At 42.4% G+C, this 23,362-nt stretch carries 9 protein-coding genes and 1 pseudogene; 2 read left to right on the forward strand and 8 right to left on the reverse strand.

Annotation, left to right across the window (positions count from 1 at the left end; all coding sequences use genetic code 11):
• Positions 1–3,814 (forward strand): right-handed parallel beta-helix repeat-containing protein (locus FWF39_RS08380; protein ID WP_343382989.1); only part of this gene is annotated, 3,814 nt, incomplete at its 5' end.
• 1,140 nt (positions 3,815–4,954) lie between these two features.
• On the opposite strand, the gene FWF39_RS08385 is transcribed toward FWF39_RS08380, so the two are convergent.
• From FWF39_RS08385 to FWF39_RS08415, 7 genes are all read right to left on the reverse strand, one after another.
• A complete protein-coding gene (locus tag FWF39_RS08385) occupies positions 4,955–8,353 on the reverse strand; it encodes a DUF6519 domain-containing protein (protein ID WP_343382990.1) in 3,399 nt (1,132 codons plus the stop codon).
• Between the two features lie 12 nt (positions 8,354–8,365).
• The gene (locus FWF39_RS08390) at positions 8,366–10,504 is read right to left on the reverse strand and encodes a hypothetical protein (protein ID WP_343382991.1); all 2,139 of its coding nucleotides are present in this window, start codon (positions 10,502–10,504) and stop codon (positions 8,366–8,368) included.
• Positions 10,504–13,038: a hypothetical protein gene (locus tag FWF39_RS08395; RefSeq protein WP_343382992.1), complete on the reverse strand. Its 2,535-nt coding sequence runs from the start codon at positions 13,036–13,038 to the stop codon at positions 10,504–10,506. The genes FWF39_RS08390 and FWF39_RS08395 overlap by 1 nt, the downstream gene beginning before the upstream one ends.
• 136 nt (positions 13,039–13,174) lie before the next feature.
• Positions 13,175–15,817 (reverse strand): putative baseplate assembly protein, encoded by a 2,643-nt coding sequence (locus FWF39_RS08400; protein ID WP_343382993.1) that lies wholly within the window; start codon positions 15,815–15,817, stop codon positions 13,175–13,177.
• A gap of 1 nt (position 15,818) precedes the next feature.
• Complete coding sequence (locus FWF39_RS08405) at positions 15,819–16,175, reverse strand: GPW/gp25 family protein (RefSeq protein WP_343382994.1); 357 nt, start codon at positions 16,173–16,175, stop codon at positions 15,819–15,821.
• A gap of 1 nt (position 16,176) precedes the next feature.
• Positions 16,177–16,509, reverse strand: a complete 333-nt coding sequence (locus FWF39_RS08410) for a hypothetical protein (RefSeq protein ID WP_343382995.1) — start codon at positions 16,507–16,509, stop codon at positions 16,177–16,179.
• Positions 16,510–16,920: 411 nt separating this feature from the next.
• Positions 16,921–18,141 (reverse strand): ATP-binding protein, encoded by a 1,221-nt coding sequence (locus FWF39_RS08415; protein ID WP_343382996.1) that lies wholly within the window; start codon positions 18,139–18,141, stop codon positions 16,921–16,923.
• Positions 18,142–18,382: 241 nt separating this feature from the next.
• Here FWF39_RS08415 and FWF39_RS08420 point away from each other — a divergent pair, with 241 nt between their 5' ends.
• Positions 18,383–19,561: a coenzyme F420-0:L-glutamate ligase gene (locus FWF39_RS08420; protein ID WP_343382997.1), complete on the forward strand. Its 1,179-nt coding sequence runs from the start codon at positions 18,383–18,385 to the stop codon at positions 19,559–19,561.
• A gap of 681 nt (positions 19,562–20,242) precedes the next feature.
• On the opposite strand, the pseudogene FWF39_RS08425 reads toward FWF39_RS08420, so the two are convergent.
• A pseudogene (locus FWF39_RS08425) lies at positions 20,243–23,362 on the reverse strand (hypothetical protein); the annotation flags it as partial.

Genomic DNA, 23,362 nt, shown 5'->3' on the forward strand with positions numbered 1-23,362 from the left:
AAACAAAGCAAGTTCTGGTGGCGGCATATACAACAGCACCACTAACAGAGTTTTCACTATAAATGGAGGCACAATTTCAGACAACACAGCAAACAACTCTGGCGGAGGCATATACCACACCAAAGGTACCCTCAACATACAAAACAGCACAATAAACAAAAACACAGCAACCTATGGCGCCGGCATATACAACAGCGACACCAACAATACCTTCACCTTGAAGAACAATACAATCGATAACAACACAGCAAACTGGGGCGGAGGCATATACAGTACTAGCAATCTCACTATGACGAACAACACAATAACAAACAACACAGCAACCAACGGCAACGGAGGAGGCATATACCAGTGCAAAGGTACCCTCAACATACAAAACAGCACAATAAACAAAAACACAGCAAACTGGGGCGGAGGCATATTCAACAGCTACACCAGCAATATCTTCAACAACAGCGACACCAACAATACCTTCACCTTGAAGAACAATACAATCGATAACAACACAGCAACCAACAGTGGCGGCGCCATACACTGTACTAGCAATCTCACTATGACGAACAACACAATAACAAACAACACAGCAACCAACGGCAACGGAGGAGGCATATACCAGTGCAAAGGTACCCTCAACATACAAAACGGACAAATCTCAAACAACAAAGCAACACAAGGCGGCGGCATATACAACGACATCACCAATGACGCCTTCTTTCTGGAGGATAGCACAATAGACAAAAACACAGCAACCAACGGCAACGGAGGAGGCATATACCATATTAACGGCACCCTCAACATACAAAACAGCACAATAAACAAAAACACAGCAACCAACGGCAACGGAGGAGGCATATACCATGGGAGTGCGGAGAATTTTGATATCGACAACAGCACCATAACCAACAACAAAACGCGCAAGGGTAATGGCGGCGGTATCTGGGTAGCGGACTTGGACAAGTTATATATCGATACAAAGGAATCTTATGAACGCCCCACTGTTTTCTTAGGCAACACCGCATGCCAAGCATTTAACCGCCACCCAGACCACGACACACTCTATGCCGACAGAATCAAAAGCAAACACTGGAGCAACACAGTAGTGCCAGGCACCTCCAATACATTCAAGTTATCACAAGGTTACAATAATCACGATATCAGCTACACCTATACAAAAGCCTCCAAGTTCGGCGAATGTAGAGTAACTTTTAACATTATTAGTTTAAACGATACTGAAGCCATCACATGGACAATCAAAACAGAAAATGGCATAGTTAATCAGCCAAACAACATAAATACAAACTTTAAAGTGCTGTTCAAAAGATTATTCAAAGACGCCTCCGACCAAAGTTTAGAAAACTTAGCAACGACTTATACGGCGGCGCTTTGGTATGAAGATAAAACGTTTAGAACAAATACCGAATGGAACTTTAACACCCCCATATATGAACGCGACTTAGTGCTGTATGCTTTTGACAATGTGGTTTTTGATGCTGTCTCAGCAAAAAAGGTCATAGAATTCAAATACCAAAAAAAGGACCGAGAAACACAATTCTCACACATCATTGTTACAAAAGACATCCAGTTAGATGAGCTACCCGCGGAGGAGTTGCCCATAAATATTTCCAGCGACAAAACATTTACCTGCCACAACCCAACCAATAACAGCCAAGACGTAGCTCTTACAAGCAAAGAAGACAAGCGCCATTTTAGCATTACCGGCGGTAATGTTACGCTTGCTTTTGAGGGAGTAAAATTACAAGGACAAAACTCCCAGTTTGAGGGTGGTGGGGGTATTGAGATCAGCGGCACAAACACCACCGTTACACTCAAAGGCGCATACATTACAAATTGTAACAATCAATATGGGGGTGCGATTTGTGTGAGCGGCAACAACACAACCCTTAACCTGCAAAACAACACCACCGCCGCCAGCAAAAGCATCAGCAGTAATATTTGCAACAATACCGCCGAATATGGAGGTGCGATTTCTGTGAGCGGCAACAACACAACCCTTAACCTGCAAAACAACACCCGCATCAACAGTAATACCGCCACAGCCAATGGAGGCGCCATACACAACACCGGCAGACTCACCATAGACACTAAACGATCAGGGATTGTCACCGGCGGTACAATTTTAGACAATACTGCGGATATAAATGGCGGCGGCATATACAACCTTGGCGCTCTTACGGTACTTAATTGTAAAATTGATGGAAATGCGGCCCAGCAAGATGGCGGCGGCATATACCACGAGGGTCCAATGCCTCTCATTATTTGCAGTCCCATCATAACTAATAACCAAGCAAAGCGGGGTGATGGCGGGGGCATATGGATAGATACTAAACACTTAGACAAATTACAGATTAGCGAAGAGCCTGATGCTTTAGCAGATTTTTCAGGCAACAAAGCACCCAGAAGAACTAGATGCTCAGCTGATGATGCAAAAGTTCATGGCGCTAATATCGCTATTCAGCAGTGGAAATCTGGTGAGGGGTATGATAATTATGATATTAGCTATCCTCAGGGTGATTGGTATTATAACGTGAAATTCACTATCGTTAGGTTGAATAGGACTTGGGAAGGTAGTGTGAGGAATCAGGGTCCCAATTCGGGCAGGGTTGAGGTGCCGGATGTTTTACAAATTACGGGTTGTCCGGAGGGTTATCGAGTTTTGTGGTTTGAAGCATATGGTGCTGCGGACTATCATTTCAGTGATAGGTATGATTTTGATACTGATGTGTCTGAGCGTACCCAGGATTTGGAGTTGTATGGTTTTGATAATGTTGTTTTTGATGCACTTTCAGCGGAGCGAACTTTGGAGTGTGTGCTTGGTGGAGCTGTCTCAGAGGAGAATTTTGAGCTACTTTTTGTTAAGCAAGATATTAGCTTAGCTGCTCCTTTGCGAATCAACATTGGTGGTGTTCGGTCAATTTGTTATCGTAAATTGCCCAATGGTGATCAGTTACCTGTATCTTTTATAAGTAAAGAGGGGGTGCGGCATTTCGAGATTGTGGGGGGTGAGGTTGCTCTTGTTTTTGAGGGAGTGAAGTTGCAGGGGCCAAATGGTAATTCTATTGCGGGCAATGGTATTGAGGCGGAGAAGGAGGGGGGTGGTATACATATCAATAATATGGGCACTATTGTTACATTGGATGGGGTGATTATTGAGTATTGTAAACATACGATCGCAAATCCTATAGAACCGTATGGTGGTGCAATCTATATTGGCAAAAACAGTGTGCTTTGTTTGCAGAATGAGTGTGAAATCAGGAATAATTCTGCTAGATATGGCGGCGGTGTAGCTAATTTTGGTTCTTTTATTTTGAAGGGCAGCAAAATTTCAAATAATACCGCTATGCGTATTGTCAATGGTGATAGTCATAGTTGTGGCGGCGGCGTATACAATGGCGGGGTTTTTGAGATGTCTGATTATGTCAGTCCCGTAGATAGTAAAAATACTGAAAGTAAGATTATGGGAAATAAGGTTGTTGCTAAGAATACTAGCGGTGGTGATATGTCAGGTCTTGGTGGTGGTGTTTATAATGAAGTTGGTGGCACTTTTTGGCTATTCAACGGTACGATTTCTCTCAATAAGGCTAACATGGCTGATGATGGTGAGGGTGGTGGAGGTTTTGGTGATGGCCGGGGCGGGGGCGTATATAATAACAGCAGTGTTGTTATGGCCAATGGTTCAATTTTGGATAATGATGCCAGTAAAGAAGGCAAAGACGTATACACGTATGGTAAATCATTTGAAAAGACGGGAGGGGCTATTGGGGATACTGTGGGAGATATCTTAATTCCCTTTTAGGTTGGTTGGATTGTTGAGGTTTTTGATCTAAGGCTGGAGTTTGTACAAGGGTTGGTTTTGTGCCGACTTGGCTTTTTATTTTTTGTAACCAAAATGCTGGTTATCAGAATAAGGAATGTTGGTATGAGGAATGCCTAAAGTCCCAAGGTTTTGGGACTACTATGTCTAGTTTTTTACAGATCTCTTTCTGCGCTCTAGTCGGTTCACAGACAAACACTTCATTCGTATAAACTTTGCACTTGGAATTTCTCATACCAAACAACACCGCCGCCACTGAGAAATCATTACCCAGTGCCTTTTTAAGATACGCAAAAACAATCAAAAACAAAAACTGCAAAAACAAAAACCTCCGAAGCGACTTCTCCCGATGCGCCCATAAAGGCAACCCACATCACCACAAGCAAACCCAAACAACACCTCCGCACACTACCGAAGATAATACAAAGGCACCATATCCTTCTACAGCAAACTCAAAAGAAAAAACCAAAACATCATCCCACACCGCAAAAATATATACTCTAAATCCCCCTGCTTAACACTATTAGCAGTCGTCTGCAAAATCAACCGCTTCGTCTCACGACCCTTACGCTCTGGATTCAACGTCACATATGCAAAAGTCACCCGGCCAAACAACTCAGCCTTTTTCCGCAAAACAAACAACTCCCGTTTCCCATACATCGCAACATTACAAGACGATTCCAACCCCCTTACCTCACCCGTCACAGGCTCTTTGTACAGAGATACCGACGCAGACAATCCAGCCAAAAAAGCAAGGCCTTTGTCATAGAGATCCACATGGTGAGTTAGAAAAAAATCCCGTATCAACACACAAAAAATAACTTGCCATCCCCATACTGTTTTAGCTCCTCAGTGGTGTTACAAAGAAAGGAAACATCGACAATATTATCCGGCAAAGCTCTAAAGTAGAGAGCATTGTGGTGTCTTTGTTGACTACTAAGAGGAAGCGGATTTGTTTATCTATCTCTTCGCCTCTTTGGCCCCAAGAGGTGAGCGGTATGTGAGTTAGGGTGGGAAGGCTAGGGTGTCTATTTGGGGTGGTGATGTGTTTTGGTTGTTTTTTTGTTAATGGTATTTAGTGTCTTGTATGGTTGGGGGTGTTAATGTCTCGGGTGATGTATATCAGGGTTTGCATATACGGCAAGCGGTATAACCGGCATCTATTGCGTTTTGCCGCCCGTTAAAATACACCCTATTTTGTTCTTGAGGCAACGACCGACAAGAAGACAAATGAAACACCGTACCACTTTTACTACCGATATACACTTCTGAGGGAACAAGCGGTAATACAGATGTTTGCACAGACTTCAGATTTAGGTCAGTATCTATTTGAGGGCTAGCAAATTCTGATCGTGACTTGACATCAGTAGCGGTGGACCGATTAAATTTAACGCTAGCAGTCAGAGAACCTTTGTCAAGTAGCTCATAGGTATAGTCAACAGATATCGTCAAATCCAGATCTTCAGCATCTAGAAGTGCGTATAATCCTGGCTTCTGTACTAAGGGTGACGCATAGTTAAATTCAGTAGGTGTACCGTCAGATGCATCAGTAGCACAACATTTAGACAGAGTCAAATTCACTTCCATCATGAATGTACCTATAAAATCAACTAAAGAGCTATTTTTATTAATACGTGACAGAGTGATGTTTTCTGTTATATAGTGCAACTTTTCATTATAATTTCCACCCATCTGACTGGGGTCTGTTGGGTATATTCTTAAGGTAATTTTGATAGAGTCTTCAGAATAGTTATCCAGTATTCGATAGTTATTCACTACTCTGACTCCAAAAGAGCTAACAGTCTGAAGAGTATCACAAGATACCCAATTCTTGTCTGTTATTTCAATTCTAGGCTCCATATAAACAGGGTCAACTGATTCCGGTAGTGTAGATTGTGCAGGAATTGCCCACCATCGTAAATACCACGTCTGTTTCAATTTTGGGTATAATGGTTCAATCAAAATGCGAAAACTCGTTTTAGTAACGTCAACTGCTTTGAATCGTGGGAACATAGAACCTGAGTTGATATTTGCCAAGCTATAGAGACAAAAATCTTCGAATGAGGAAACATCTGGAGAAGTTTTGGAAGGAATCAGAGACAGGAGAATTGCGGGTGGGACATCACTTGTAAGTGTGTGAGAGATAGCATTAGAAATTAGTGGTCCAACAGAGTTCGATGGGGAAACAAGCTCTATCACGCCAGAGATGGCGGAGGACAATCGAGCTTCAAATGACTGTAGAGTTGTCTTGAAAAACAAGATTGAACCAAATGGATCATTATTATAGTTTACGAGTCGAGCTTTAACCTGTTGATACTCAGGTAAACCATCAAGCTTCCAATAACAACCAACAACCCCATCAGGATTCGGGAAAATTGACGACGTATCAGACTCACCAAGAGAACCAAATACAACATCAGAACCATCTTTTGAGAGAAATAAACTGCCACTACTGTTCGAATCTATCGTGAATTGAGCTTTTGCTTTCCAGAGAGATCGGTAACTTTCAGTCAAGGGCTCTCCGGCAACTTCCAAACATGCTTCTAGGGGTAAAGGAGCAAAGCCATCAACTCTTTTATTTTGACCATCACCACTCACATACCGTAACTCAGGCTGTACAAATGTCGCATTAAAATACACCGGAGCAACCAAACAGGAACTAACGCCATCTTGCTCAAATCCAGACTTCAACTTCAAAGTTGCAGATACCCTTTGGTTACCAGGTGTAACCTTATTCGACCCCGATTGGTACCAATCATCGTTAGGGCAAAAAACCCAGTCGCATTTTGCAATTCCACCTGTAAATGGAACATCACACTCTGATTTAAGATGCATTTCAGAATCAGCACACAATAGCTTACCAACAGTGTCATCATCAACATCAATTTCAAAATGCACAAAGAATCGGTCTTCAATTGTTTTCCCAACTGGTTTGTCACCTATACTTGCACCAACACATAACTCAAGGGGAACAACTGACAAACCAACATCTACAGGATCTAAGTAGACATTTTTAGGCGTTATCTTTTGACCATCACCACTTACGGAGTAAAAATTCAGAGCCGCACTAGTTCCAGTAGGAAAGAAATTTCTATAATCACATTCAACCACAAATTCAGCCGGAGAATAGTGTAGCAACGCTAAGGAACAGTAATGGTGTTCCATCGCAGATGGTAATGCAACTGGCCCATCACCATCAGTTGGCCATTCTATGTTTTTTGTTATTGTTCGAGCTGGAATCAGCCAATAATCCCCTCGAGTATAGGCACCCCCATCAAACCGTAATTGAATACCTGCATCCAAATCCAGATATTTTGCATCTTTCGTCATATCTGCATCGGCTATAGTTTCGAATGCATCCCAGCGTCTAACTGTGGGGTTTTTCAATACACGTTTATCATCAGAATTGTCGTCGCTGTTTATAAGAACGTTTTTGTTGACTATATGATATAATAATGGATCAGATGATTCTTTAATGTCTTTTTTAACCTTGACTTTTAGAATACTTTTGTTTTCCTGAGGAACAGCTTCGACCGCATCTATTAGCAACATTGAACCAGGGATATTCCAAAGCTCATGGTAATCATCTGTAAGCTCGATCCATTGATCATTGTTAGAGGTATACAGATCATCCGCCTTTCCACTATTCTCGATGGTTATACTCATCAGCAGGCTATCCGATGTACTATCGGATATATCCTCAGATACACTTACCTCCGAGATCTTGGCGGCAACAATCGCATTTTCTTTTGACCATTTAAATGTTACAGATTGTTCAGACCCACCCTTTTCACATGAATGTATCTCAACACGATAAAGCCTGTTCTCATCACCACTATATCCAGTGGGAATGCCCTCGCTTGAATCCGAATCGGAAGATTCTTTTAATTTAACTTGTAATGTACCACGCTCACAAGGTATAGGGCGTTCAAATTCAGCTATCGCCTTTTGCGCATTTTCGATGTCATCGTATAGTAGGGTTTTAACTTGCCAAACGTTTTTTGTACGGGTAGTTGTGTCGGTTCGTCCAAGAGCAACTTCCTGCAAATCAGGATCTTCAAGAGAGGTTATATGTCTCTGCCAAACATCCAAATAAACAACATAATAACCGTATTTTTTAGAAGCTATGGAAGGAACTGTGGAAGGAATAGAGTGTTTTTTAATCATGTCAGCAAATAATTGCTCAAACAATGGGGAATACAGAAGGTCTTCTTGATCTTGTGCATCTAAATTGTTTGAGTTGTTTTCACATATTATTCCATCAACATAGTAGCGTCCCTTTCCAATAGTAAAACTAGGTGTAGCCGCCTTACCAACAGGACAAGATATTTCAAATCCGTTGTCTTCGATGGGAGTTCCGGTTTTTCCCACGAGGTCACATAGTATGGTTTTGTTAAAGTGCTCTTGGATGTCGAGTTGTTCGTTCCAGTCCGCATCTACTTGTATGCGCCCCTGTTGGGCGTTTACTTTGGTGTATTTTTTATTTTTATTGAATGTTGATCTAGTTATATCTGCTTTCACTATTTACCCCTCTCACGTAACTAGGATGACTCCTGCTTCTAATCGAAACGGCAAGTACTCTGCAAAGATTGCCAACAAATTATTAATACGATGTGATTGATAAACTTGATTGAACGCACCCATCTCAGAGTCATTATCTGCACCCGCAGATATCTCTTTTACAATACATCTATGTAACTGTGCATACCCAGGTGACCCATATTTTTCAGATGTAAACCGCGGTACAATCCCCATATCTGTCTCACTGGGCTGACAATGATAACATCTAGGCACCCGCGAAGGCGAACCGTCTTTCTCAAAACGATGAGCAATATAGGAGAACCGTACCCCGCCTTCCTGGCGCCTCTTAACGCGTACTGTGTCAGTAAAAATGACATTACTAGCAAAAGTCAATATCTCAAAGTTAGATTTACCAAGTATCGTAGAATTTTCAATGGAAGCCTCAAAACAATCCACAGCACATACGTCTGAACCCTTATCCACTATGGAATCTTTGAGAACCAGCTGACTTCTAGAGGGTTGATTCATCGAGATTTTGCCAGATATAGACTTGTTCAAAATAGCAGTAAGATAGTTGTTACCTTCCACAACTATGCTACACTTATCGTCCTCAGGGGGAACAAGTGAACAATTTTGAATAATAAGCTTAGTTAAACCATTTGTGTTAGACGTATTCACAACGACTTTAAGTTGTATGTTTTTATTTAACAACAACCCGTCAAGAACAAAACAGCTACCTAACCCATCACCAGACACCTGAATTATGTTTTCCTTTGTAGCAGTCAAAGTTGCCCGTTTTTCTTGTTCTGAACGTAAAATCAATGTTTTACCTGCAGGAATAATGATGCCCGAAATAGCTTCGCCATATATTTCACTATCAACTATTTCCAGAATAATGACATCGGGGGATGGCATATCAGGGAAATCTTTAGCGGTCTCCCAGCGCTTTAATGCCGCATCAATAGCTGCAACAATAGATGAATAGCTACCATCAACACCCTTGGGAGCACCAACAGATATGGAGTATATTTCCATATTGCTTGTTTCACTTTCGTAGAGATCTCGTTTGTAGAAACCGCCGCCCATATCAGCACTAAAGCCATAGTAGTAACTTACAAACACATCATGTTTAGGTATAGTTCTGTCTAATTCATCTACAGACATGGTTTCTTCTAATTCATCTAAAAATAGTATACGACCAAGAACAGGGTCAATTGCAACACTTGAAGGATCCAAATTAACAAAGTTCACAGGCCTATTCCAATTGCCCGCTTTATCAATATCGCTTAAGTCACAGATGACAATTTTTGTTTTTTTGATCTCTTGGAGATCGCTAGCGGTCTTTTCTTCTATGAGTATGCTTCGGTTTTCACCGTAATACAGTGGCAAGTATTTTTTGGCCGCTTCTCGTCGGATGGGTACAGATACGTTTACTTCTTTTGATAAAATATCGTCATACTGGTCTGAGGGGTGATTAAACAGCTGCATATCCTCACCTATGGAATTAAAAGAGTATCGGCCTTTGCCATGGTAGAAAGCTCTTGCTCTGCGTACAGGATAGGCAGTTAAACGCCATAAAAAAACGCCCACGTTAGCGACATTGTAGTAGCCATGACCAGATTTTATGCGCCTAACATCTAATGTATGGGGTATAGTATCAAATGCGCCACCGACATGACCCATTAATTCAGGATCGATAATGTTTGGAGTGCATTGGTTTTCAAGCCGGGTATGGTTGATATTTTGAGTGGTTGACATCAAGTGGAAGAATTCTACAACATGTGCATCCCAGCCTGTAACGTCTCGAGCTATTTCTTCAAGAATTGCTACAGTGCCTTTTCTTTTTCTATAATGCATTGTGTTTGCAACATATGCTTTACCACTAAGAGTGGCATTCCCTTTAACGGAGCGAAGCAAATCAGCATCAACTAGATCACCTATATAGGGTGCAACCCATTCATCACAGGTTTCAATAAACCAGTTCTCATATAACCCTTCAAGGTCATTTTCAAGAATCTTTAGTGTTTCTTCCATAAGAGCGGTTAAATCCTGCAAAGGACGATGACCATCAGAGGTCTGTTGCGACAAATCCTGCAAACGATATATCGAAGGAAGCAACCCATAAATACGATTTTTATCGCTCCGATTCATTATGCCTCAACCGCCAAATCTATACCATCAGGATCAATCATCAACAACTCATCAACCCCTAAAATATACTTATCCACAACAACCTCAACTAAAACCCCCGATGGCGTCACCGACTGAACAAAAAAACTATTTCCCTCAGTAGCATTATTGAAGTAAATAACACCGGGAACTGCTTGAATCACCGCTAAAATCTCCTCGGAGGTAACGGCTTGGTTAAGTGAACGTTTTTCAAATGAGAAAGCATTAATTAAAGCGACTTTAATGTTAGCTTCTACCTCTTCGGGGCGGTAGCCTAAATCCACATATACCGTACCGACCACCTTAAAGTATACAGAAATAAAGCTCACAAGACGTACTTTCTGACCGTATGCACAAATTGCCTCAATGGTTTCTTTAAGATTTATGTAGAGCAGTGATTCTGAAGAAAGATATTGGGCATCTACGGGAGCAACTGTTAAACGAACAATATAATCAGTACCATCTTCTTCAGCAATGGCTCTTGCTTTAGCGATACCTAAAAATGTTCTAGCAAAATTCTCGTAATCTTTCAAAGATACAATACGGCCCAAAGTTAGAACCGTGGATGGTGCATTTATTTTGGCATCGATCATTTTTTCAGGTGAAGCAGCTCCAGAAGCAGCAATTGGATTTGTTACACTACGTATACCAAAGGGCTTTTTTGTAAGTAAGGTAAGTTTGTTAGCTGCAACAGTTCCCTGAAGTCCTATGCCACTGCGATAACTCACTGTAATGTTTTCAGCCCCACTTGGTAATCGAGCACCGCTAAGGCCATCACCAAAACTCACCAAGGTAGCCCCATTATCTTCTACTCGAACAAAATAGTCAAGATCTTTGGGACCTAAACCATAAAGCGTGAGCACTTCTTGCCACTGAACATCATTAATATAAACTTTAAGAGTACTTTTCACCCCGCTTGGAGCAGCCGCAGACACATAAGTCAACGGCGGCTTCTTAAGACGAAACTGCTGATTTGTCGCTAAACTATCACCACTTCCAAGCGTTTCATACACCGTCTCACCATGAGTAGCAAAAGCAACATTAGCATAGATATGAACCGAATCTAGATCATAATCATAATGCAACAACTCATTCTCTAGAATAATTTTAGTAATCTCGAACTCAATTTCAGACCCAGTCTCATCAAAAGACACCACACCACCCTCAGAAGACACTGTCGCAGATTTTTTATATAAATCTTTGATCGCGGAAACCTCGCCATCTTTGATTGTGACAACCTCGCAATCCTTGATTACGGCAATCTCACTTACTAATGAAGGGGCTTCTAAATCATTGGCTAATTTTCCTTGAATAATTATTTTTTGCCCTTTTTTAAGTTCAGGTACTTTTCGATCAAGCACGATTCCGTTTTTAGACACAGAACATCCAAAGGGAGGATTAATCATTCCCAAAGGTTCACTAACGCAAAAAACAGCCGTACTACGCCGTAGAAAGCCCTCAATATTTTTCTCAGTCATATCCAATTCTAGCTTGGTAGTTTTAGCATTTAACGTGAAATTGCATTGCGCATCAACCTCCACTCCAAGCACTCTACCAAGCGACACACAAAATTGGGTTTGTTTATCTGTTTTGTTTTCTTGTTGACCGACAAAAACCACCCAGCTCTTAGAAAGAATTTTAGGATAGACAGCATCAAGATGTACCGTAACGATCGGTATATCTTTGTCATCGTTAACAGCAAAGTCCGCAGTGTCAAAAATTTCATCAAACTCGGGCCAATCAGAACCATTTTCATAAGATTCTTTTACTGTGTCAGGCATGGCTTGCCAGTCAGGAGCATTATAACCAAAAAAGGATGCCCGCTGTTTAAAAACAAAAACAGCAGGATTTTTTAGCGGACCAATTTCATTACTTTTACGTATCTTTCCGAGGCCTTTTTTCCAAGTTATGTGTGTATAATTTTTATCAGGATGCACAGTTACCGTGTGAATAAAACGGAAAGCCCAGCCCTCATCATCAATAGGGCAGATAGTATCATCTTTTTCCAACCAGTCTGACTCCGCAATCAGTATAGCATCCCCCGGAACCAAATGAGTATTTACACCCTTCAAATAAAGCTCTGTTGTTACGTGCGTTATTTTTTTAGGCGCAAACTGGAGGGGACGAAGGTCGTTTAGGGCGGCTTTGGCTTCAATTGTTTCTATGGTTTCAAAAATTTGCATGGTTTCATCTTGTCCAGGGATGCTCATAATTTTGGTGCCTTCATCGACACGTGATTGCTGTGGAGCGCCCTCTGTGTTTTCGACCATAAACACTAAGGGTACACTGGCTGCAACCCCGGGTCTAAGTTCATAGCCTATTGCGCGGGCCAACTCTAGCACTGAACGCCGCTCAGTTGCAGTACGTAGATAACCTTCGTTTACAATACGTTCTTGATAGAACGTCAGCACATCAGCAATGGTGGCCCAGCTATCAAGAAGGGCTATGCCCAGATCTGCATTTTCGCGTGTGGTGAGGTTTTTAAGGGCCGGTTTGTGTGAGATTGCCTCTACCATGTCAGTTTTGAATTGACTATGGGTACCAACGCGATATTTCAGAGTTGAGAGTCCAGGGGGATTGAATAGATTTGCGGGTGTGCACTTTTTTGTTTTCTCATAACACCCACAAGAACCGGTATTGTGCTGAGACATGTTAACGGCCTCCTTTCATAGTAAAGGTTATGTGGCCATTTTCAGGATAGTTGGCATCATTATCTAACTGGATAATTTCATAAGGACTAAGCTCAACTAGGCCACACTCTAATGCACTATCATCAACTTTGTCAGCGCGTGTAAGGCTTGTTACTAAGGAGAAAATGACACCCTCAACTTTAGCTAGAGCAGAATATAGGTCGCGTATAAGAAGCGGTTGTCCAAAGGTGAAATTATCAGGATGGAAAAATCCCCGAACACCATTGGGTAGAGTACGGGTGCTAAAGACGTCAAGGAGATTTTTTTCAACTTCTTCACAAAGCGAGTCGGAGGAAACCGTGACTTTAATTTCAAGTTCTATGGGAACATATTGGGGACCACAAACTTCAATGTCATATCCGCTAAGTCTATAGCGATCGAGGATCTTTTGAATTTTAGTTTTAAAAGCTTCATCCACCGCTCTGCGGCCAAACCTATCAACCATAACATAGATAGTATACCAGCTACCGGTCCAACGCGTTTTGGCAACAGCACTTTGAACCTCAGGACACTTCTGCATAACAATATCAGCATAGTCAGCATCTGTTATGGCGCGTTCATTAATTTTTACAGCCTCAGGAGCATTCTGTCTAACCATAACCATACTCTCAGGATTTAGCCCACCCCTAGCAGCTATGGGATTACGAATGTCACTAATCACACCTTCATCAAAGGTGTTCTCTGAGGCAACGATGCGTCTAATGGATTCGGCCCCCACATTACCATCAACGCCATTACCCACCCGGTAAAATCCATAGAGTAACTCAGGGGCTTCACCAGCAACCGTCTGGGGGTTTAACCCATGAACACCATCGCCAAATCGAATTATTGCTGTGCCATCATTTTCGGTTTCAACAACAAAATGGGTCTTAAACTTGTTACTTGAAAACAAGTCTTGCTGAGGCATCCACTCACCAGGCACCCAACCAAGTGTATCCAAGTTTGCAAATTCATTAGGCGGAGCGTTGTTGAGCTGCCTTAGAGTAATGGCGGCTGTTACGTCATCTAAGTTATAGTTAAACGCTGAGGAGGCAGAAGCAGAAGCATCAAAAGGTCCCCTAAAGGTTAACGGGCCGTGTTTGAGGTGAGGTCGAAAATTTAATCGAACATCTGGATCAACAAGCTTTTCAGCCTTCAACGAGTTACCATGATCAGCCAACAAGACGTTTCCATGAGCAACTGCAACAGGTGAGGAATTCTTGCTTAAACATAGAGGAAAGGGTAAAGCATCCTCTAAAGCCCACGCAATACTAACCACAGAAATTTTGGTTAGATTATCAGTTTCAGCGTTAACTTTTGTTAAACGTACCACATGCCGATGAGAAATATCATAGTCTTCTGCAACACCTTCACAAGAGTGGGTTTCTTCAAAAATTAAAACATCACCAGGCTTAAGCTTAAGAGTTGGCGGCTTACAACTACAGGAGTTAACATCATCACAAGTACAGAGTTTACCACATAGGGTTGCTTGGGTTGAACCTTTTGGAAGACAATAATCTGAATTGCCCCAAGTGTAAAATGCTATGGTATTATGAGATGAATAGAGTTTGAGAGGGTACATCGCTTCAAAGACTTTGGCGCCTTGGGATAGTTCTTTTTCAAGATCTTCGGGAGCTACTACCCAGTCTTTATCTCCATTGCCCCGACCGGTCAAAAATTTAGTGTTAACAGGAATTTCAGCAGAAATTTCACAAGCATCTGTTGGCGGTTTATAGTAAGCTTTTGTTTGTATGCTTATCCAGACGCGTGCGTTGCAACCGCTGTGCATATAGTAGTCTAGTAGGCGGGCATGGCGTTTTACCGAGATTCTGCTTCTTGCAGTGCCAAGATAGGCCTCAGTAGCAACTGCGTCTTGGTAATAGCTCAGATAATCACCCATGTAGGCTAATAATTCAGCCATCATGATGCCCATATCAGCAACATTGCGCTCTTTCCAGTCGGGTATCAATAGAGCTAAACGGCTAAGGGCTAAGTGGCGAAAGCTTGCATAGTCTTTTGAGAGGTAATCGATGAGGGGTTCTTGGGGGACTTCTTGAGAAGACACTGAGGCAAGTTTACAGTCAAATTTGGAGAGGGAGTCAATTTTAAATGAAAAATCAATGCTTGAAAGTAATAAATCAAAGTCCTCAGGAGGAGAATTTGAACCCAACGAATCAACTATTCGCAAAGTATAGGTCGAAAAATCGCCATCACTTGATGGGCAAACAATCAAAAGTTTATCTTTCGATTCAAGATCTATGTAATTAGGATCATTGAGAGAGTTAATATCCTTAATTTGCTCGTCGTTTAAAAATCGGAAGAGAGACTTAACATCATCTGCTGCAAGATATTCAGCATAGGGTATAGCCCATTTGATGCGGATATTTTTTATTTTAACTCCGCCCTCAATTCGGACATTATGTGCATCAAGATTTATTCGATCATTAGGGTCATCAGAATTGGTTAATGGGTTAAAAAAATAGACGATAAGATAAAGACGATCAGTATAGGGGCTATTGGGGGAGGTTAGTTTTATGACTTCGATGTAGTCTATGCCGTTTATTTTAGAGCCGGCGATTTTGTTGCGTCTGTCTTTTGCGGTGCATTTGGTTAGGTTTTGGGTCATGTTAGAGCGTCCTTGTGTAGGTGGTTTCTCTTTGTTGTTGGTTGCGTCGTATGGTGTAGTGTACGGTGACTGTTAGGGTGGAATCGTTGCTTTGGACATTGACGGATTTTACTAGGATGAGATTGCCGAGCCATTGTTGAAGAGCGCCTTGTACGAGTAACTGGGTGGTAGCGGATAGTTCAGTGCTGTTTGGTGCAAAAATGAGGTGGTTTATGTTGCTGCCAAAGGTGGGTCGATTGACGCGTTCGCCTATGGAGGTAAACAGGACTTGTTCGATTAGTTGGCGTATGTGTTCGTCTTCATTGGTGACTGCGGTTCGTCCGCTGGTGTCAGCTTGGAAGGGATATCTAAATTGCATCTTAGGTCCCCTTTACCTTCATTTGAGTTACGACTATGTTGGGGGAACCTTGGGGGGCTTGATCAGATGCTTGGCAGAGTGCTGTGCTGTCTTTGAGGACTGCAAAATTGCCGTCTATTTTGACCCGGGTAGCTACTACCATCCATTTTGCAAGGACACATGGATGCGGCGAATTCGCTAACAGAAAGGGGCATCCTGAGATTGTGTAGGTGTCTTGTTGGGTTACTGCGGGCTGGCCGTCGAGTTTTACTTTGCTGTTTGAGGTGACTATGGAGAATTGTCCGGCGTGGGGGCACATAAGCGTCGAGTTTACAGCTAAAAGATAGCCCGGCATAGCTCCACCTCATCGGAAGGTAACACTTTAAATCTACTCAGACCTGAACCTCTCCATTCAAGTTTTTTCCGTCTTTTGCCTGTGATACAAAAGACAACCATACACCCATAAAACATAGTTATTAAACTGATCAACTTTTAAACATTTGCACTACATAACAATACAGTTTCAGGCAACTAATATAAATAATAATAAAAAACCGATACATACAACACCTCAACCACATAAGACGCAAGATATAATCTATCAGATGAAAACAAAGAAAGCGCCCCGCACAATTATTGTGCAGCCCCCTTCAATACAAACTCTCAACCACACCACCCACCACATCCCCACTCTTTAGCTTAGCAAAAAATTACAGGCCAAGACAAACAATAGACTCCCGCACAATCACTACAACCAATAAACCGCCTACAAAGAGCCACCGTTGAGCCATCGCCAAACAGGAATTACCTTAAGAGATTTTTCACCAATTTTTAAGGTATCAAGCTGATCAAAAGTCAAAATCAGCCCCTCAGACAGATCAAACGTTTCCATGGCCTCTACAAGACCGCCAATTTCGCGGTTTTTGTTCTCCTCAGCTAGATTGTAGCAAACTTGGATAGCGTGCACTATCTTATTTGATGCTTTTACCACAAAGTCGCATTCTTTGTCGCCTTTAAAGTAAAATATGTCTTTTCCATGTCGTCTCAATTCCAAAAAGACCATGTTTTCAAGCATTCGGCCTTTGTTTGAGGAAAAAGAAACAGAATTAACATCGGCCAGTCCGTTATCGATCGCATAGATTTTTTTGGGGTTTACAGATTGTTTTTTTAGAGAATGGCTAAATTTTGGAACGCTAAACAAGAGATAGCTGTCCTCCAAATAGGAAACAAACGATATAGCGCTATTAGTTGAGCCTAGATTGAAGGTTTTTGCAAGTTTATTGTAGGAAAATTCGACTCCTATGTTAGAAATTAGATAAAGTGCTAACTCTTTTATTGCTTTAGGGCTTCGTAGTTTGTGTCGGACAACTATGTCACGCATAATTATATCGGTCAATAATTCTTGGAGGATTTCATTACGGCCAAACTGCAGATACTCTGGAAACCCGCCCTTTTTGAGATATATATTGAAGGTTTCGGGACCGGAGACGCTTTTTGTGAAAGAGAGAAATTCATCATAGGAAAAAGGAAACAGCTCCACAGATAAATGTCGGCCGGTGAGTCTTGTGCCCAGTTCTTTGCTTAGCAGAGAAGCATTTGAACCCGTTATTAGGAAATGCTTACCCCTATCGAGCTGGGTCCTTACAAAGAGTTCCCATTGTTCAACGTTTTGAATTTCATCAAAAAAATAGCAGTTATGAGGGCCAAACTCTTGCTCAAATAACTCATCGAGTTTTTGGAAATCATCTAATTCGAAATGGTTTGCTTTGGGGTCTTCAAAATTAAAATAGTATTTGCCATTTGTTGTGCGCATTACTTGACGCACTAAGGTGCTTTTGCCGCAACGTCTGATGCCTGATATTATGGTGGCAAATGGCAGAGTTAGATCTATGTCAGGGGCTATTGTTCGGGGTATTCCGTAGTTTAGATGTGGGAGGTCGTTTTGTTGTATTTTGATTATGTGGCGCAGGGTCTCTTTGAGTATCATCAAAATAAGTGTGCATTATTAAAATATAAGGTTATGCAATACTAATGCACAGATTTATTCATTACTAATGCACACTACCAACAACATCAGCAGGCTACTTGATCACAGATGGACAGCAATAACCCACACCACAATTCACAGGCTTCATCGACAAATGTACAGAGTTTGTGACGATACCTGTATATGCTTCAGGTGCAAAACATTGATTCTACTCAAAATTCGATAATCAGGGGAGAATAACATGAGAACATTTGGAACCCAAGCCATAGGAATACGCACACCCATCATACACCAAGGCGATAACCTGCCAGAAATCATCACCAACGCCATAATCGAACACACCAAAGAAACCAATACCACCATATGTGATCATGACATAATCGGCATAACCGAAGCAGTAGTTGCACGCGCTCAGGGCAACTATGCAACAGTCGCCCAAATCGCCGCCGATATTAAAACTAAATTCCCCACAGGCCCAGTTGGAATCGTCTTTCCAATTCTGAGCCGCAACCGATTCTCAATCCTACTAAAAGCCATAGCAACAGCAGTTGATGAGCTCTACATCCAGCTCAGCTACCCCACTGATGAAGTTGGTAATCACATCATAAGCACTGAGCAAATCTATGAAGCAAACATTAACCCCCACAAAGACGTATTTACTGAACAAGAATTCCGCCAACTCTTCCCAGACCTCAAACACAAATTCACCGCCATCGATTATCTTGAACTCTACCGCAATCTGGGCAATCAAGCCAAAATCATCCTAGCAAACGACCCCTGTGAAATACTAAAATACACCAAAAAAATCATCGTCGCAGACATACACACACGCACAAAAACAAAACAACGCCTCCTCACAGCAGGAGCCGGAACAGTCTATGGTCTTGAGGACATACTCACCCAAAGCATCAACAACAGCGGATACAACCAAACCTACGGCCTCCTAGGCTCCAACAAAGCAAGCGAAGACAAAGTAAAACTCTTCCCACACTCCTGCGAAGAATTTGTAACAAAAGTCCAAACCCTCATCTATGAAAAAACAGGCGCAAAAATCGAGGTTCTCATCTATGGAGATGGCGCCTTCAAAGACCCAGTGGGCAAAATATGGGAACTCGCCGACCCAGTCGTATCACCCGCATTCACAAACGGCTTACTGGGCCTGCCAAACGAACTCAAACTAAAATACATCGCCGACACCGAATTTGCCCACAAACGAGGAACCGAAGCCCGAGAAGCCATAATCGAGCGCATACGCCAAAAACAAAAAAACCTCATAGGAAAAGAAGAAACCGAAGGAACAACCCCCCGCCGCCTAACTGATTTAATCGGTAGCCTATGCGACCTCATAAGCGGCAGCGGAGACAAAGGAACCCCCATCATACTAATCAAAGGCTACTTTGACAACTATGCATGCGAATAACCAGAAAAAACAAAACACACACCCAACCTTATTTACATAACCCGCCCCTCGGCAACTTGGCATAGTTTTTTTGTACAAGGACAACCCATAAGCAACTTATAGCGAGTGGTGTTTACAACTATGATGGCACATTTAGCATGTCTGGCGGCACAATTTCACACAACACCACAACTAACTATGGAGACAGCGTGACCATTTTAAGAACGAATGAACTAAATTTAGCAGAACAGGCGGTACAATCTCAAACAACAAAGCACAACACGGGGCAATGATGTGTACCCTCAGAATGACAGGAGTATAGGTGTAGTTTCAATAGTTTTAGCGATTGGTATTGCTAGCGGTTTATTTTTATATTTCAGAAAAACGAGACAACAAAAAGAAAAACAGCCTATTCTTTATAAGAAGTTTGATGATACGGTGCCTCAGAACTAAACGTTGTTACACAGTATGAAATGGAAAGATAAAGGGCAGGTTACTGTAACAACAACAATACGCTCAGGCATAGTAAAGCCTCAGTATTTGTAAATACTAGAGATTGGAGTTTGGCTAGAGGAGTATTTTGTCTCCATCAACGGTCCAAGCGGGGAAAGAGGTAGTCGGATCTAGTCCGCAATAATAAGAGCCTTTGAGCCTTTGGGGTAACTATCTGTACCCGATATTCGGGTATAGCTATCGTTACAGTCACAGTATACGCGGCTTATCGCTCCAGTTTGCTGTAACAACAACCTTGCGGGCAGGCATAATGAATACTGCTGGGGTGATGTTTGGTAGTTGTATGTTGCCCTCGTTAATAGTCCATTCCGTGAAAGTGCAGTCTGATCGCATTCCAGCGTCAATATTGACATTTTGGTCTGGGAGGTAGTTACCTGCGCCTGATGTTTTTGTGTAGCTGTCCTTTACAGTTACAGCATAGAGTTCTATTTTTGGGCCTTTTGTGTATTCTATGTCATAGTTGTTGTAGCCTTGGGTGAAAGGCTTGGTCCATGTGACTTGGTTGCCTATATGTGAGTTGTATAAGTCCAAATCTTGGGGGTCTATATAGTATGCTTTAGATGCGCTGTTGTCTGAAAACACTACTGCATTTTCAACATAGAGATTGTTCAAGTTTTCATAAATAACCCCAACTCCGCCGCCGTTGCCATTGACTGTGTTGTTTGAGATTGTACCGCTTTTTAGTTTTGCAATGCCACTTTGAAGATATATGCCCCCGCCAGAGGTGTTGGCTGTGTTGTTTGAGATTATGCCGTCCTCTAAGGTGAAAACTCCTCCGCGGTGCCATATGCCCCCAGCGATTTGATATGCGGTGTTGCCTGAAATTTTTCCACCAGACATAACAAAGACTTCGTTTTTGTTGTCATCGTTGTCAAGATTGAATATGCCCCCGCCAGCTTTGGCTGTGTTGTTGGTGATTTCGCTGTCAGACGTCATAGTAACTTTGCCCCAATAATTGGCTATGCCGCCACCATAAGCGGCTGTGTTGTTGGTGATTTCGCTTTTGCCTGATAAATTGATAGTGGCTTGCCTACTGAATATGCCCCCGCCGTTACCTTTTGCGGTGTTGTAGGAAATTGTGCCTCCGCTCATAGTAAAGTTGGCCCCATAGAAATTAAGCACACCGCCGCCAACACCGGTTGTAGTGTTGTTTGAGATTGCACCAGCATATATAGTAAAGTTCCCCCAGTTTTGTACACCACGGTCGTTGTTGTAGGAAATTTCTCCATCATGCATGGTGAATGTGCCGTTGTTGTATACGCCACCGGTGTCTGTAGCTTTGTTGTTGTTGATTTCGCCGTGAGACAGGGTGAATTCGCCGTTGTTGATTACGCCACCAGCAACAGTTGCGGTGTTGTAGGAAATTTCTCCATTATCCATGGTGAAGATACTTTTGTGTGCGTTGATTATGCCTCCGCCTTTTTCGGCTTTGTTGTTGGTGATTGTACCGTTAGTCAGGGTGATTGTACCGGTGTTGTGTATGCCGCCGCCATATATTGCGGTGTTGTAGGAAATGGTGCCGATAGTTATGTTGATGTTGCAGCCGCGGTTGTTGTATATGCCTCCACCGCTTGAACTTGCATTGTTGTTTGAGATTGTACCCTTAGACATAGTAAAACTGCCATAGTTGTTGTATATGCCGCCGCCATAGCATGCGGTGTTGTTTGAAATTGCACCTTTAGACATCATCATGGTGAAATCGCCATTGGTGTACATGCCACCACCATAGCATGCGGTGTTGTTTGAAATTATGCTGTCCTTTATGGTGAAATCGCCATTGCCGGTGTTGTGTATGCCTCCACCGTTTGCGTTTGCACTGTTATTTGAAATTGAGATGCCTGCTAAATCACATTTGCCAAAATCGTGGTATATGCCTCCGCCAGAATCTGTGGCGTTGTTGTATGATATTGTGCCGCCCGATAAACTACAGTTTCCGCTGTCGTTGTATATGCCGCCGCCTCGGAGTGCTTTGTTGTATGAACTTTCGCCCCCCGCTATGGTTATATGACCGCTTCGGTTGTTGTATATACCGCCGCCATAATATGTCACGTTATTGTTGAAAATTTTCCCGCCTAACATCGTAAATTTGTTGGTGTAGGTGTTACCATCATTGTGTACACCACCGCCGCCAGATGTTGCAGTGTTGTGTAAAATTATGCCGTTCTCCATGGTAAAAATGCCTTGATTGTATACACCGCCACCAGAGTTAGCTGTATTGTTGGAAATCTCGCCCTCAGACATGGTAAATTTGCTGTTCCGTGCGTTGTGTACACCGCCTCCACAACCTTTAGTTGTGTTACCTGTGATTGTACCGCCTAACATTTCAAATGCACCACTGTTGAATACGCCGCCTCCCCAATCATTAGTTGTGTTATCTGTGATCGTGCCACCTATCATGCTGAAATGGCCATAGTTTTTCACGCCGCCACCCACTTGGTATCCAATATACTCGATATCAGGACTTCCTGTATTGCCAACGATTTCACCATCCAACAAGGAAAGCTTGCTGTTTGTTTGAACAATTACTCCGTTACCGCCGGCGGCGTTGTCTTTGTGAGTTACAATGATGCCTGCCAGCTCTAACTCTCCGCCAGTTTCAACTGTGATGGTTTCTACGGTGTTTTCGCCAATCAGCTTAAACCATCTATGAGGCCGGATGTTAGGCGGCAACATAATAGGCTGTGTACTGTCTATGGGTGAAGCAATTATTCCAGATTGGATGCGATCTATTGGTATCGCAATTTTTTCATCAATTGTTGCAAGGTTATAAGAAAGAGGTTCTAGGCTTGTCAGGGTGATGTTTTTGCCGATCGTAATGCTGAGTGGTGTGCTTGTAAGGGGGATGTCTGCGGTAAATATGATGGTGGTGTGGCTTATAGCATTTTTAACGGCTTCCCTAAGTTCATTCTCAGTTCCAACAAGTATTTCGGTAGTATTTTTCCAGTTTACTGTGACAACAACATTGTTTTCAGGCATAGTAAAAACTGCGTCATCTACAAACATTAATGCGGCAGAAACAATTGTTGCTGGTTTGAGGGTTATGTTGCCTTCGTTTATTGTCCATCCGGTAAAGGTGTAGCCTATTCGAATTCCCGGCATAATTATAACGTCTATGCCTGGGAGGTAACTGCCTGCGCCTGATGTTTTTGCATAACTGTCGTTTACGGTTACGGTGTAGAGTTTAACGGGTTTACCGTTTGTGTAGCTTATGTCATAATTGTTGTAGCCCTGAGTAAAAGGAGCACTCCAAACCACTTTGACGCCTATGTTTTTTTGGTATACTCCATCATGCTCGGGCGATCTATAATA

Source organism: Candidatus Bathycorpusculum sp., assembly GCF_009778815.1.
Taxonomy (GTDB): domain Archaea; phylum Thermoproteota; class Bathyarchaeia; order Bathyarchaeales; family Bathycorpusculaceae; genus Bathycorpusculum; species Bathycorpusculum hydrogenotrophicum.

Bases quoted from the DNA above. Each gene is read 5' to 3' on its own strand.
- FWF39_RS08410 (WP_343382995.1), bottom strand. From the start codon at position 16,509: ATGCCGGGCTATCTTTTAGCTGTAAACTCGACGCTTATGTGCCCCCAC.
- FWF39_RS08420 (WP_343382997.1), top strand. From the start codon at position 18,383: ATGAGAACATTTGGAACCCAAGCCATAGGAATACGCACACCCATCATA.
- FWF39_RS08390 (WP_343382991.1), bottom strand. From the start codon at position 10,504: ATGAATCGGAGCGATAAAAATCGTATTTATGGGTTGCTTCCTTCGATA.
- FWF39_RS08415 (WP_343382996.1), bottom strand. From the start codon at position 18,141: ATGATACTCAAAGAGACCCTGCGCCACATAATCAAAATACAACAAAAC.
- FWF39_RS08395 (WP_343382992.1), bottom strand. From the start codon at position 13,038: ATGGTAGAGGCAATCTCACACAAACCGGCCCTTAAAAACCTCACCACA.
- FWF39_RS08400 (WP_343382993.1), bottom strand. From the start codon at position 15,817: ATGACCCAAAACCTAACCAAATGCACCGCAAAAGACAGACGCAACAAA.
- FWF39_RS08405 (WP_343382994.1), bottom strand. From the start codon at position 16,175: ATGCAATTTAGATATCCCTTCCAAGCTGACACCAGCGGACGAACCGCA.